Here is a 12,962-nt window from a genome sequence, read left to right as displayed (position 1 = left end):
TTTAAGTTAATCCGCGTGTGTTACAGAAGTTTGCAAAGGAACGTAAATCTTTGCTAAAAACCAATTGTCTCTGATATGTTTAGCGTCCGTTTAATTATTCAGGAGTATAGGGCTACAGCCCACTATATGGACCGTCACCGACGTCAGTCATCTTCCAGGCCATTCCGCGCCTTATTCATCGGCGATCTTCGCCACGCATCGACTCTCATTCCCTTTGAAATGCCCGAAATTAGCGGGGCACCGTTTTGTCATTCCTTTAGCAGGAGCGTGTCATGGAATTCTTAATGGACCCGTCAATCTGGGTAGGCTTGCTTACGCTGGTCGTGCTGGAGATCGTTCTCGGTATTGATAACCTGGTGTTTATCGCCATCCTCGCGGATAAGCTGCCGCCGAAACAGCGTGATAAAGCCCGTCTGATCGGCCTCTCGCTGGCGCTGATCATGCGTCTGGGCTTGCTGTCTGTGATCTCGTGGATGGTTACCCTGACGAAGCCGCTGTTCACCGTCATGGATTTCACCTTCTCCGGCCGCGATTTAATCATGCTGGTGGGGGGACTGTTCCTGCTGTTCAAAGCCACAACAGAGCTGCATGAACGGCTGGAGAACCGGCAGCACGATGATGGTCACGGTAAGGGTTACGCCAGCTTCTGGGTGGTTGTTCTCCAGATTGTGGTGCTTGATGCGGTCTTCTCACTGGATGCGGTGATTACGGCGGTCGGCATGGTGAACCATCTGCCGGTGATGATGGCGGCGGTGGTGATTGCGATGGCGGTAATGCTGCTGGCGTCAAAACCGCTGACGCGTTTCGTCAACCAGCATCCGACGGTCGTTGTGCTGTGTCTGAGCTTCCTGCTGATGATTGGTCTGAGCCTGGTGGCAGAAGGGTTTGGCTTCCATATTCCGAAAGGCTACCTGTACGCCGCGATTGGCTTCTCGATTCTGATCGAGCTGTTTAACCAGATTGCGCGCCGTAACTTTATTAAGCAGCAGTCGAATCAGCCGCTGCGAGCCCGTACCGCAGATGCGATTCTGCGACTGATGGGCGGACGTCGTCAGGTCAACGTGCAGGCTGATAACGAGAACCGTAACCCGGTTCCGGTGCCTGAAGGCGCGTTTGTGGAAGAAGAACGCTACATGATCAACGGCGTGCTTTCGCTGGCTTCCCGCTCCCTGCGCGGCATTATGACGCCGCGCGGTGAGATCAGCTGGGTGGACGCCAACCTGAGCGTCGACGAAATTCGTCAGCAGCTGCTCTCCTCGCCACACAGCCTGTTCCCGGTCTGCCGGGGTGAGCTGGATGAGATTATCGGTGTGGTACGCGCGAAAGAGATGCTGGTGGCGCTGGAAGAGGGCGTTAACGTCGAGGCCGTAGCGGCCGCGTCGCCCGCTATCGTGGTGCCTGAAACGCTGGATCCGATCAACCTGCTGGGCGTATTGCGTCGTGCCCGCGGGAGCTTTGTTATCGTCACCAATGAATTTGGTGTGGTACAGGGCCTGGTGACGCCGCTGGACGTGCTGGAAGCCATTGCCGGTGAATTCCCTGATGCGGATGAAACCCCGGAAATCGTTGCCGACGGTGACGGCTGGCTGGTGAAAGGCACCACCGACCTGCACGCGCTCTCGCACACGCTGGGCGTCGAAAACGTGGTCAATGATGATGAAGACATTGCCACCGTCGCGGGGCTGGTGATTGCCGTTAACGGGCAGATCCCGCGTATCGGTGATGTGCTGGAGCTGCCGCCGCTGCAAATTACCATCGTCGAAGCCAACGACTATCGCGTTGATATGGTGCGTATTGTTAAAGAGCACTCTGCACACGACGAAGAAGAGTAACGCTATCTAGCGTAACGGCAGTAAGGGCACGATGTGTCCGTTGTGGCGGGCTGGCGGAGAGTGACTTTCCGCCAGCCATTTCGGAAACTCGCGCAGCGGCATTGGCCGCGCATACAAGTACCCCTGCAAAATATGTACGCTGTGACGGCGCAGGTAGCGTGACTGCTCCTCGGTTTCCACCCCTTCCGCAACCAGTTCAATATTCAGCCGCTGACCCAGCGCAATAATAATATCCGTTACCGTTGAGTTAACGGCGTCGGTGCCGATCGCGGTGGTGAAGGATTTATCAATTTTCAACACATCCGGATGCAGTTTTTCTAGCCATGAAAGTGAGCTGTTGCCGGTCCCAAAATCATCAATCGCAAGTTTCACCCCTTTGCGGTGCAGCTCCCGCACGATGCGGTAATCCACATCCAGCAACGCATCGCGTTCGGTTAACTCCACGATCAACTGTTGAACAGGGCTGGCGTTAAACCAGATGCGGTTGAGATCCTGGATCAGCGCAGCGCGGCGAAAATGGCTGGCGGCCACGTTAATGCCGATATGGAAATCGCGCGAGGCCGGGAAATAGCCTATCTGCCGCACCGTTTCGCTGATGACGTAGCGGGTAAGCGGAACAATCAGGTTATGTTCTTCGGCCAGAGGGATAAAGACATCGGGCGAAATCCATCCCTGACGCGGGTTGTTCCAGCGCAGGAGGATCTCGACGCCGACGCATTCCCGGGTGCGGGCATTCACCAGCGGCTGGCAGAAGAGCTCAAACTCCCTGGCCGCAATTCCCATATTGATTTCCCAGGTGAAACTGATGCGCCGCGCGGTGGCGAGCCAGGCGATATAGCCCATCAGTAAGCTGAGCATTAACGCCAGCGGCAGCTGGGTGGGCAGATTTTTTAACGCCATTTCGCCAGGCCCGGGGCCGCTCACCGTGACGCTGAAAGGGTAATGCTGTGACGATTGTTCCAGCAGGGAGGCGTTTTCATCGAAGGTCGGCGTAGTCGTCACCTGTTGCCCGTCGCGGAGGAAGTTATCTCCTACTCTCAGGACAACGTCGGTGATCTGCGGCCGCTGCGGCTCAAGAATCATTTTAGTGATGAGATCGATATTCACCACCTCCATCACCCCGTCGTTGCCGTCGCTCGCGAGGGGAGACCACTGAATCAGTACCGGGCTGCCTTTTACCAGCCACCGATCGGTCAGCAGCAACAGCCTGGATTCACTGACCGGCAGCTCCGGCACAAACTCACTGACGGGCACATTACGGCTGCCAAAGACGCTTGAGCAATACAGTATTCCGTCTTGAATGAGGGCGATGGAGCGTACGGTCTGGAGGAGCGCCGCCTGTTTTCGCAGGATCAGATTTGCTTCGGAACAGGGTATGCCAACCAGTGAAAGTAGCGTTTCCCGCTGGGCCTCTAACGAAAGAAGCACCTTATCAAGCGCACGCACGGTGTGGTGGGTAAAGTCGTGGATCCGATCCTGATTTATGTTGCGCTGTGAAATAAAGCGAATACCCAGCGTCAGGACGAGCGTAACGAGCGCAACCGTGACACAGACGATAACGCGTTTTCGGCGATAGTCTTTAATGATCGTTTGTGCAGTTTGCATGAACGGTCGCCTGTTAAGCACCGGCCGGAAAAGCCAGACGCAACAGTGACAGTGTAGTGGGGAATACGTGAAGCGACGAGACGAGAGGGGAAAATTCGCCCATCCGTTGCAGATGGGCGAAAGGAAGGCTTAGTCGCACTGCACCTTAATGGCCAGACCGCCGCGCGAGGTCTCACGGTACTTCGCGTTCATGTCCTTGCCGGTTTCGTACATAGTTTCAATAACCTTATCCAGCGACACGCGTGGCTCGCTGGTACGGCGCATCGCCATACGTGAGGCGTTGATCGCTTTGACGGAGGCGATGGCGTTACGCTCAATGCACGGCACCTGCACCTGGCCGGCAACCGGGTCACAGGTCAGACCGAGGTTGTGCTCCATACCGATTTCCGCCGCCACGCACACCTGCTCAGGGCTGGCGCCCAGCAGTTCCGCCAGACCCGCTGCTGCCATAGAGCAGGCCACGCCCACTTCACCCTGACAGCCTACTTCGGCACCAGAGATGGACGCATTCATTTTGTACAGCGCGCCGATAGCACCTGCCGCGAGGAAATAGCGGATATAGATGTCCGGCGTCACGGGCTCAATAAAGTGATCGTAATAGGCCAGCACCGCCGGAACGATACCGCACGCGCCGTTGGTTGGCGCCGTCACGACGCGACCACCCGCTGCGTTCTCTTCGTTAACCGCGAGGGCAAACATGTTCACCCAGTCGACCACGTTCATTGGGTCATTGGAGAACTTGTCGGTAGTGACCAGCATGCGGCGCAGAGCAGAGGCACGACGCGGTACGCGCAGTGGCCCAGGCAGAACACCCTCGGTGTTCATCCCGCGGTCAATACAGGCGCGCATGGTTTGCCACACGTTAGCAAAATAGTCTTCGATCTCTTTCTTGCTGTGCAGCGCCAGTTCGTTCTGCATCACCATGCCTGACAGGGACAGACCGGTCTCTTTGCAGTAGCCCAGCATCTCGGTGGCCGATTTAAACGGATAGGGCACATTGACGTCGCCCGCGCTCTCTTTACCAAAGTGTTCTTCGTCAACGATAAAGCCGCCGCCGATGGAGTAGTAAGTTTTGCTGTAGATCTCTTTTTCGCCACTCCAGGCGTGGATGGTCATGCCGTTTTCATGCAGCGGCAGGTTGTCGCTACGGAAACGCATCCCGTCATCCTGCGGGAAGTCCACTTCCTGCTGGCCGTTAGCCAGCAGCAAACGACCGCGCGTTTCCACGTCGCGGATAAATGCCGGAATGGCATCAATATCAACTGTGTCCGGCATATTGCCCGCCAGACCCATAATAATGGCGATATCGGTGTGGTGGCCTTTACCCGTTAATGACAGTGAACCGTAAACGTCTACGGCGATACGGGTAACGCTTTCCAGTAATCCTTTTTCGACCAGATCATCGACGAACTGTTTACCGGCCTTCATCGGCCCTACAGTGTGGGAAGAAGATGGACCAATCCCCACTTTGAACATGTCGAATATACTAATCACTTTCACACTCCTGACAGGGTTACTGGGGTTCCAGTAACGATGTTATAACTGCGCATAGTGTAAGAGGGAACACCAACCTCGGCTTAACTATTCACATGAATTAAACTAATGGTTAACGATGGTTTTGCTAATAGCGCGACGCCGATCGCAAACCTGCCAGAAAAGGGTGGAATGTAAAGTATAGTCAAGGCTTCAGGCCGATTTGCAGGGCCAGCTCACGAATGATGCCTGCCGTCATGCCCCAGACAAAATAATGCTGATACCACGACAGCCAGACCCGATGATCGTGTCCGCGGCGGTGAATATCCAGCGGGTGATAGCGACCCAGACGAAGGGCCTCTTCCAGCGGCATTTCGAATACCGCTGAAACTTCATCGACGCTGGCGTGATATTGAAGATCGGGCGGAATAATGCCAACGACCGGCGTGACCTGAAAACCGGTTACGCTATCCACTGGCGGCAGCACGCCGATCACCTCGACCGCCTCCGGGGGGATCGCCACTTCCTCATGCGCTTCGCGCAGTGCGGCGGCAATCAGGGATGCATCGGTGCTGTCCACCGCGCCGCCCGGGAACGCAACCTGACCGGCGTGTTTTCGCATATGCGGTGAGCGCTGGGTAAGCAACAGACCCGGCTGCTCACGACGCACGACCGGGATCAGCACCGCCGCCTGACGTTGATTCAGCGTGGCGCGGTTAACCTGGGGCCGCAGAAGCTGAAAGCGCGACAGAAAATCATCCAGCGTCAGGTTGTCTTTCCTCACCGTGAGTTCTCCAGTTGTTTCAGGATACGATTCACTTTATCAAAGGTTTCCTGATATTCCGCTTCCGCCTGGCTGTCGGCCACAATGCCACCGCCTGCGGAACAGTACAGGTTACCCTCGCAGGCCGTCAGGGTGCGAATAGTGATGCTGGTATCCATGGTGCCGCACAGACTCACATAGCCGATGCTGCCGCACCAGGCGTTGCGGCGATGCGGTTCCAGTTCGTCGATGATCTCCATCGCCCGGACCTTCGGCGCGCCGGTAATGGAGCCGCCCGGAAACGCGGCGCGGAGCAGATCGCAGGCGGTTCGCGAGGCCGGCAGACGTGCGGTGATGGTGCTGACCAGATGATGCACCGCCGGAAATGGCTCCACGACGAACAGCTCCGGCACGCGCACGCTGCCCGGCTCGGCGACGCGGCCAATATCATTGCGCATCAGATCGACAATCATCAGGTTTTCAGCGCGATCTTTCGGCGAGGCCGCCAGCGTCTCCGCCTGCTGACGGTCGGCGTCGGCATCCGCAAGGCGCGGCAGGGTGCCCTTTATCGGGCGGGTCTGAATCATACCGTCAGCCAGGTGAATAAAACGCTCAGGCGAAAGGCTGAGGATGGCGCCGTGTTCAAGGCGTAAAAATGCGCTGAACGGGGCCTTATTGCTGGCATTGAGGCGGGTAAACGCCTGCCATTCGTCTCCCTCGTATGCCGCCTGGAAACGCTGGGCGAGGTTGACCTGATAACAGTCGCCGCTGTGAAGATACGCCTGCACGCGGGAGAATTTTTCCGCGTATTCCTCCGCGCTCATGTTCGAGCGCCAGCCGGAGGTTAGCATAAAGCGTTCCGGGGCGGCGGGCCGTTGCGCCTCAAGCCAGGCCAGACGCGCCTGCACGTCCCGGTGGCTTAGCAGAGAAACCGTCTGCTTACGGTGATCTACGATCAGCGCCCAGTCATAGAGCCCCACCGCCATATCCGGCAGGGAAATATCCGCCTGCGCATGCTCGGGCAGCTTTTCGAAACGGCGACCCAGATCGTAACCAAACAGGCCCAGCGCGCCCCCCTGGAAAGGCAGATCCGGATCCGGTGTGGCAGATAAGCCCAGAGCATGGATCTCGTTCTGAAGCCGCATCAGCGGATCGTCCGTTGGCGACAGCGCATCGGTCGTCAGCGTTTTAACCGGGTCGGCCACCAGAATATCAAAGCGGCTGTAGGGGTGATCCGCATGCCCTGAGTGCAGCAGCATGGCAAAAGGAAGGTGGCTCAGACGGGCAAACCAGAACTCGGCGGCGTCTGCACGCCAGGGCAAGGTCATAACAGTGGGGAAGCGCATGTTCATGTATGGCATACTACCGGGCAGCGTGAAATAATTAGCGCGAATAATTTAGCAGGAGTTAACGATGTTTGCAGGTTTACCTTCTCTCAGCCATGACCAACAGCAGAAAGCCGTTGAACGTATTCAGGAGCTGATGTCCCAGGGGATGAGCAGCGGACAGGCAATTTCCCAGGTCGCGGAAGAACTTCGCGCCACCCATACCGGCGAGCGGATCGTGGCGCGCTTTGAGGATGAAGATGAAGAATAACCGGCTTACACTGCCGCGATAATCTTGATCTCAACCTTATATTCCGGTTTCATCAGCGTGGCCTGTACGGTGCAGCGTACAGGCGCGTGACCCGCCACCACCCACGCATCCCAGGCTTTATTCATCGCCGCGAAATCGTCTTTATTCGCCAGAAAAATCGTCGCATCCAGAATGCGGGATTTATCGCTGCCCTGTTTTTCCAGTACGGCGTCGATCTGCGCCAGGGTGTTGGCGGTCTGCTCGAAGGCGTCAGCGTCCAGATTGGCAGGGACGCCGGTGTAGTACAGCGTCTGGTTGTGGATCACCACGTCAGACCAGCGGGCTTCGGCATCAATGCGCGTAATTGTCATAAACGTATCCTCGTTATCTTTCGTCGTCAGGCGGCAAGACTGCCATAATGTTCCGCCGTCGTCACTATTTGGGGTGGCACCGGAGAGAAGGGGCTGACATAATCCCTGTGCAAAAATACAGTGAGAGAACACCGTGGCAGACGATTTTTCCCCAGAAGGTCAGTTAGCACAGGCTATTCCCGGCTTTAAACCGCGCGAACCCCAACGTCAGATGGCGCATGCCGTCGCGCACGCCATCGACAAGGCGCAGCCGCTGGTCGTGGAGGCCGGCACCGGTACGGGGAAAACGTATGCTTACCTCGCTCCTGCGCTGCGGGCGAAAAAAAAGGTGATCATCTCTACGGGATCAAAAGCGCTCCAGGATCAGCTCTACAGCCGCGATTTACCCACGGTGGCGAAAGCGCTGAAATACAAAGGGCGTCTGGCCTTGCTGAAAGGGCGTTCTAACTACCTGTGTCTGGAGCGTCTTGAACAGCAGGCGCTGGCGGGCGGCGACCTGCCGGTACAAACCCTGAGCGATGTGATCGTCCTGCGCGCCTGGGCCAACCAGACGGAGGAGGGGGACATCAGCACCTGCGCGAGCGTGCCGGAAGACTCCCCGGCCTGGCCGCTGGTGACCAGCACCAATGACAACTGCCTCGGCAGCGACTGCCCGCTGTATAAGGACTGTTTTGTGGTGAAAGCGCGTAAAACCGCGATGGACGCCGACGTGGTGGTGGTGAACCATCACCTGTTTCTTGCGGATATGGTGGTCAAAGACAGTGGTTTCGGCGAGCTGATCCCGGAGGCGGAGGTGATGATCTTCGATGAAGCCCATCAGCTACCGGACATCGCCAGCCAGTATTTTGGTCAGTCGCTCTCCAGCCGTCAGCTTCAGGATCTGGCGAAAGATATTACCATTGCCTATCGCACCGAACTCAAAGATACCCAGCAGTTGCAGAAGTGCGCGGACCGCCTGGCGCAATGCGCACAGGATTTCCGCTTACAGCTTGGCGAGCCGGGCTATCGCGGCAACCTGCGCGAACTGCTCGCAGACAAAAATATCCAGCGCGCGCTGCTGCTGCTCGATGATGCCCTTGAACTCTGTTACGACGTGGCGAAGCTGTCCCTCGGACGTTCAGCGCTGCTGGACGCCGCTTTCGAGCGCGCCACGCTCTACCGTGGGCGGCTGAAGCGGCTGAAAGAGATCAACCAGCCGGGCTATAGCTACTGGTACGAATGTACCTCGCGCCACTTCACCCTGGCGCTCACGCCGCTGACCGTTGCTGATAAATTCAAAGAGGTGATGGCGCAAAAGCCCGGCACCTGGGTCTTTACCTCGGCCACGCTGTCGGTCAATGACGATCTGCACCACTTTACCGAGCGCCTCGGCATTGAGCAGGCGGAATCCCTGCTTCTGCCGAGCCCGTTCGACTATGAGAAACAGGCGCTGCTGTGCGTGCCGCGCAATCTGCCGCTGCCTAACCAGCCGGGCGCGGCGCGCCATCTGGCGGCCATGCTGAAGCCGATGATTGAGGCCAACAACGGGCGCTGCTTTATGCTCTGCACCTCACACGCCATGATGCGCGATCTGGCCGAGCAGTTCCGCGCCACCATGACGCTACCGGTGCTGTTGCAGGGGGAAACCAGCAAAGGCCAGCTGCTCCAGCAGTTTGTCAGCGCCGGTAATGCCCTGCTGGTGGCGACCAGCAGCTTCTGGGAAGGGGTGGACGTGCGCGGCGATACGCTCTCGCTGGTGATTATCGATAAGCTGCCGTTCACATCGCCGGACGATCCGCTCCTGAAAGCGCGCATGGAGGATTGCCGTCTGCGCGGGGGCGATCCGTTCGACGACGTCCAGCTGCCGGACGCGGTCATCACGCTTAAACAGGGGGTAGGGCGACTGATCCGCGACGTCACCGACCGCGGGGTGCTGGTGATCTGCGACAACCGCCTGGTGATGCGTCCCTACGGCGCCACCTTCCTCGCCAGCCTGCCGCCCGCGCCGCGCACGCGGGATATTAAACGCGCGGTCCGCTTCCTGGCGAACCCGACGGCGGAGTAATTCTTCCCGGAGTGTGTTAAGATGCGCGCCATTTTGTGACTGACCATTGCGAGAGCGCGACGACTGATGCGAATTCTGGCTATTGATACCGCGACAGAGGCCTGTTCCGTTGCCCTGTGGAACAACGGTACGACTTTTGCTCATTTCGAAGAGTGCCCACGGGAACACACCCAACGTATTCTGCCCCTGGTAAAAACCATTTTAACCGAGGGCAACACCGCCCTGACTGACCTCGACGCGCTGGCCTACGGCCGTGGTCCGGGCAGCTTTACGGGCGTACGTATCGGGATTGGCATTGCGCAGGGGCTGGCGCTGGGCGCTGACCTGCCGATGATCGGCGTCTCAACGCTTGCGACCATGGCTCAGGGCGCCTGGCGCATGACCGGGGCCACCCGCGTGCTGGCTGCGATTGATGCCCGCATGGGGGAAGTCTACTGGGCGGAGTACACCCGTGACGAAAACGGCGTCTGGCACGGCGAAGAGACGGAAGCGGTGCTTAAACCTGAAGCCGTCACCGGGCGCCTGAAGCAGCTCTCCGGTGAGTGGGCGACGGTCGGAACCGGCTGGCCGGCATGGCCTGAGATGGCGAAGGACACCGGCCTTACGCTGGTGGACGGTAACATGCTCCTGCCCGCCGCAGAAGATATGCTGCCGATTGCCTGTCAGCTGCTTGCCGCAGGAAAAACCGTGGCGGTTGAACATGCTGAACCGGTTTATTTACGAAACACCGTCGCGTGGAAGAAACTTCCTGGCCGCGAGTGAATCTCAGTAACAGGAACTGAGAAAAAGGAGTCGCATCATGGCGGTTCAGACTAAAGTTGTACGCTTTCTTATGGCAGGCGCGGTTGCCATAGCACTGAGCGGGTGCGTCACCGTTCCTGATGCGATCAAGGGCACCAGCCCGACGCCACAGCAGGATCTGGTACGCGTGATGAATGCCCCGGAGCTGTATGTCGGGCAGGAAGCGCGGTTTGGCGGCAAGGTGGTTGAAGTGATAAACCAGCAGGGTAAAACCCGACTGGAGATTGCCACTGTCCCGCTGGACGACGGCGCGCGGCCTGTTCTGGGTGAAGCCTCGCGCGGGCGGATTTACGCTGACGTCAGCGGCTTCCTCGATCCGGTAGATTTCCGCGGGCAGCTGGTAACCGTCGTCGGGCCGATTACCGGTTCGGTGGCGGGGAAAATCGGCAATACGCCATACAAATTTATGACCATGCAGGTGAACGGCTACAAACGCTGGCGTATCGCCCAGCAGGTGGTGATGCCGCCACAGCCAATCGATCCGTGGATGTGGGGACCGCATCCGTATCGTTACGGCTACGGTGGCTGGGGTTGGTACAATCCAGGCCCTGCACAGGTTCAAACAATCGTAACTGAGTAACTTACTGTTATTGTTAGGAAAGAGACAGCGGCTCAGCCGCTGTCTCTGTTTTTTTACGGATAAAACGAAAAAAAAGAGTGACGCGCTTCGCAACCTGCAATCTGAACAATTAATAAACTGGTACGCTGAGTTAATATAATGTTAACAAACTGTTTATTATCGGGGCTGTGATGACGACGAACACTCATTTCAGAGGTGATGCATTGAAAAAGGTTTGGCTTAACCGTTATCCCGCGGATGTCCCTGCGGAGATCAATCCTGACCGTTATCAATCCCTGATTGAATTATTTGAACACTCGATACAGCGTTACGCTGACCAGCCTGCATTTGTGAATATGGGCGAAGTGATGACCTTCCGTAAGCTGGAAGAGCGCAGCCGGGCGTTTGCAGCCTATTTACAGGAAGGGTTGGGCTTGCAGAAAGGGGATCGCGTCGCGCTGATGATGCCAAACCTGCTGCAATACCCGGTGGCGCTGTTCGGGATCCTCAGGGCAGGGATGATCGTGGTTAACGTTAACCCGCTCTATACCCCGCGCGAGCTGGAACATCAGTTGAATGACAGCGGCGCGGCGGCGATTGTGATTGTCTCCAACTTTGCCCACACGCTGGAAAAAGTCGTTGAAAGAACCCAGGTTAAACACGTCATCCTGACGCGCATGGGCGACCAGCTCTCTACCGCGAAAGGTACGCTGGTCAACTTTGTCGTTAAATACGTTAAGCGGCTGGTGCCGAAATACCACCTGCCGGATGCCATCTCTTTCCGCCGCGCCCTGCATGCGGGCTACCGGATGCAGTACGTGAAGCCGGAGATCGTGTCTGAGGATCTGGCATTTCTGCAATACACGGGCGGTACCACCGGCGTGGCGAAAGGGGCGATGCTGACCCACCGAAATATGCTGGCGAACCTTGAGCAGGTTAATGCCACCTACGGGCCGCTGCTGCACCCGGGCAAGGAGCTGGTGATCACCGCGCTTCCGCTGTATCACATTTTTGCGCTGACCATGAACTGCCTGCTGTTTATTGAGCTTGGCGGTCAAAACGTATTGATCACCAACCCGCGCGACATTCCGGGGCTGGTCAAAGAGCTGGCGAAATACCCGTTCACCGCCATGACCGGCGTGAACACCCTGTTTAACGCGCTGCTTAACAATAAAGAGTTCCAGCAGCTCGATTTCTCCACGCTGCACCTCTCTGCGGGTGGCGGGATGCCGGTTCAGCAGGCGGTTGCCGAGCGCTGGGTGAAACTCACCGGGCAATATCTGCTGGAAGGCTATGGCCTGACGGAGTGCGCCCCGCTGGTCAGCGTTAACCCGCATGATATCGACTATCACAGCGGCAGTATCGGTCTGCCGGTCCCGTCGACGGAAGCAAAACTGGTGGATGATGAGGATAACGAAGTGCCTCACGGTGAGCCAGGGGAGCTGTGCGTCAGAGGGCCGCAGGTGATGCTGGGCTACTGGCAACGTCCGGATGCCACGGATGAGATCATCAAAGACGGCTGGCTGCACACGGGCGACATCGCGGTGATGGATGACGAAGGCTTCCTGCGCATCGTCGATCGCAAGAAAGATATGATCCTGGTGTCAGGGTTCAACGTCTATCCGAACGAAATCGAAGACGTGGTGATGCAGCACAGCGGCGTGCTGGAAGTGGCGGCGGTGGGCGTTCCTTCCGGCAGCAGCGGTGAAGCGGTGAAGATATTTGTGGTCAAGAAAGATCCTTCTCTGACCGAGGATGCGCTGATAACATTTTGTCGCCGTCAGCTGACCGGCTATAAAGTGCCGAAGCTGGTGGAATTCCGGGATGAGCTGCCGAAATCCAACGTCGGGAAGATATTACGACGAGAATTACGTGACGAAGCCCGTGCCAAAGTGGACAATAAGGCCTGAGCTTCACGTTAATCGCCCAGACGCCGGTT

At 57.5% G+C, this 12,962-nt stretch carries 12 protein-coding genes; 7 read left to right on the top strand and 5 right to left on the bottom strand.

Features of this window, described 5'->3' with window-relative positions; all coding sequences use genetic code 11:
* Nucleotides 1-75: 75 nt before the first annotated feature.
* Nucleotides 76-285 carry a protein YoaL gene (locus ACQG0T_RS13230; RefSeq protein WP_077579975.1) on the top strand — a complete coding sequence of 70 codons (210 nt, stop codon included), beginning with the start codon at nucleotides 76-78 and terminating at the stop codon, nucleotides 283-285.
* Nucleotides 273-1,832, top strand: coding sequence for a CNNM family cation transport protein YoaE (yoaE, locus tag ACQG0T_RS13225; protein WP_006810992.1), 1,560 nt, complete (start codon nucleotides 273-275; stop codon nucleotides 1,830-1,832). Before ACQG0T_RS13230 ends, yoaE begins: the two co-directional genes overlap by 13 nt.
* Before the next feature lie 6 nt (nucleotides 1,833-1,838).
* Here yoaE and ACQG0T_RS13220 read toward each other — a convergent pair whose 3' ends face one another.
* From ACQG0T_RS13220 to pabB, 4 genes are all read right to left on the bottom strand, one after another.
* Nucleotides 1,839-3,437 (bottom strand): EAL domain-containing protein, encoded by a 1,599-nt coding sequence (locus tag ACQG0T_RS13220; RefSeq protein WP_023296795.1) that lies wholly within the window; start codon nucleotides 3,435-3,437, stop codon nucleotides 1,839-1,841.
* A gap of 129 nt (nucleotides 3,438-3,566) precedes the next feature.
* Entirely contained in the window at nucleotides 3,567-4,931 is a 1,365-nt protein-coding gene (gene sdaA / locus ACQG0T_RS13215; protein WP_196348130.1) for an L-serine ammonia-lyase, read from the bottom strand.
* Between the two features lie 184 nt (nucleotides 4,932-5,115).
* Nucleotides 5,116-5,694 carry a CoA pyrophosphatase gene (locus ACQG0T_RS13210; RefSeq protein ID WP_111962110.1) on the bottom strand — a complete coding sequence of 193 codons (579 nt, stop codon included), beginning with the start codon at nucleotides 5,692-5,694 and terminating at the stop codon, nucleotides 5,116-5,118.
* The gene (gene pabB / locus ACQG0T_RS13205) at nucleotides 5,691-7,025 is read right to left on the bottom strand and encodes an aminodeoxychorismate synthase component 1 (protein WP_150391294.1); all 1,335 of its coding nucleotides are present in this window, start codon (nucleotides 7,023-7,025) and stop codon (nucleotides 5,691-5,693) included. The genes ACQG0T_RS13210 and pabB overlap by 4 nt, the downstream gene beginning before the upstream one ends.
* 61 nt (nucleotides 7,026-7,086) lie before the next feature.
* Here pabB and ACQG0T_RS13200 point away from each other — a divergent pair, with 61 nt between their 5' ends.
* The gene (locus ACQG0T_RS13200; RefSeq protein ID WP_003859925.1) at nucleotides 7,087-7,269 is read left to right on the top strand and encodes a YoaH family protein; all 183 of its coding nucleotides are present in this window, start codon (nucleotides 7,087-7,089) and stop codon (nucleotides 7,267-7,269) included.
* Between the two features lie 5 nt (nucleotides 7,270-7,274).
* Here ACQG0T_RS13200 and ACQG0T_RS13195 read toward each other — a convergent pair whose 3' ends face one another.
* Nucleotides 7,275-7,619, bottom strand: a complete 345-nt coding sequence (locus tag ACQG0T_RS13195; RefSeq protein ID WP_003859927.1) for a RidA family protein — start codon at nucleotides 7,617-7,619, stop codon at nucleotides 7,275-7,277.
* A 133-nt stretch (nucleotides 7,620-7,752) separates the two neighbouring features.
* On the opposite strand from ACQG0T_RS13195, the gene ACQG0T_RS13190 reads away from it, so the two are divergent.
* From ACQG0T_RS13190 to fadD, 4 genes are all read left to right on the top strand, one after another.
* Nucleotides 7,753-9,663 (top strand): ATP-dependent DNA helicase, encoded by a 1,911-nt coding sequence (locus ACQG0T_RS13190; protein ID WP_023303884.1) that lies wholly within the window; start codon nucleotides 7,753-7,755, stop codon nucleotides 9,661-9,663.
* A gap of 66 nt (nucleotides 9,664-9,729) precedes the next feature.
* Nucleotides 9,730-10,425 (top strand): tRNA (adenosine(37)-N6)-threonylcarbamoyltransferase complex dimerization subunit type 1 TsaB, encoded by a 696-nt coding sequence (gene tsaB, locus ACQG0T_RS13185; protein ID WP_252051805.1) that lies wholly within the window; start codon nucleotides 9,730-9,732, stop codon nucleotides 10,423-10,425.
* A gap of 37 nt (nucleotides 10,426-10,462) precedes the next feature.
* Complete coding sequence (locus tag ACQG0T_RS13180; protein WP_023303883.1) at nucleotides 10,463-11,044, top strand: Slp family lipoprotein; 582 nt, start codon at nucleotides 10,463-10,465, stop codon at nucleotides 11,042-11,044.
* Between the two features lie 203 nt (nucleotides 11,045-11,247).
* Nucleotides 11,248-12,933, top strand: coding sequence for a long-chain-fatty-acid--CoA ligase FadD (gene fadD, locus ACQG0T_RS13175; protein ID WP_252051803.1), 1,686 nt, complete (start codon nucleotides 11,248-11,250; stop codon nucleotides 12,931-12,933).
* The last annotated feature ends 29 nt before the right edge of the window (nucleotides 12,934-12,962 follow it).

It is taken from the genome of Enterobacter cloacae complex sp. 302F9, assembly GCF_050030335.1.
Classification (GTDB): Bacteria; Pseudomonadota; Gammaproteobacteria; order Enterobacterales; family Enterobacteriaceae; genus Enterobacter; species Enterobacter hormaechei_C.
This window is presented reverse-complemented; position numbering and strand designations above follow the sequence as displayed.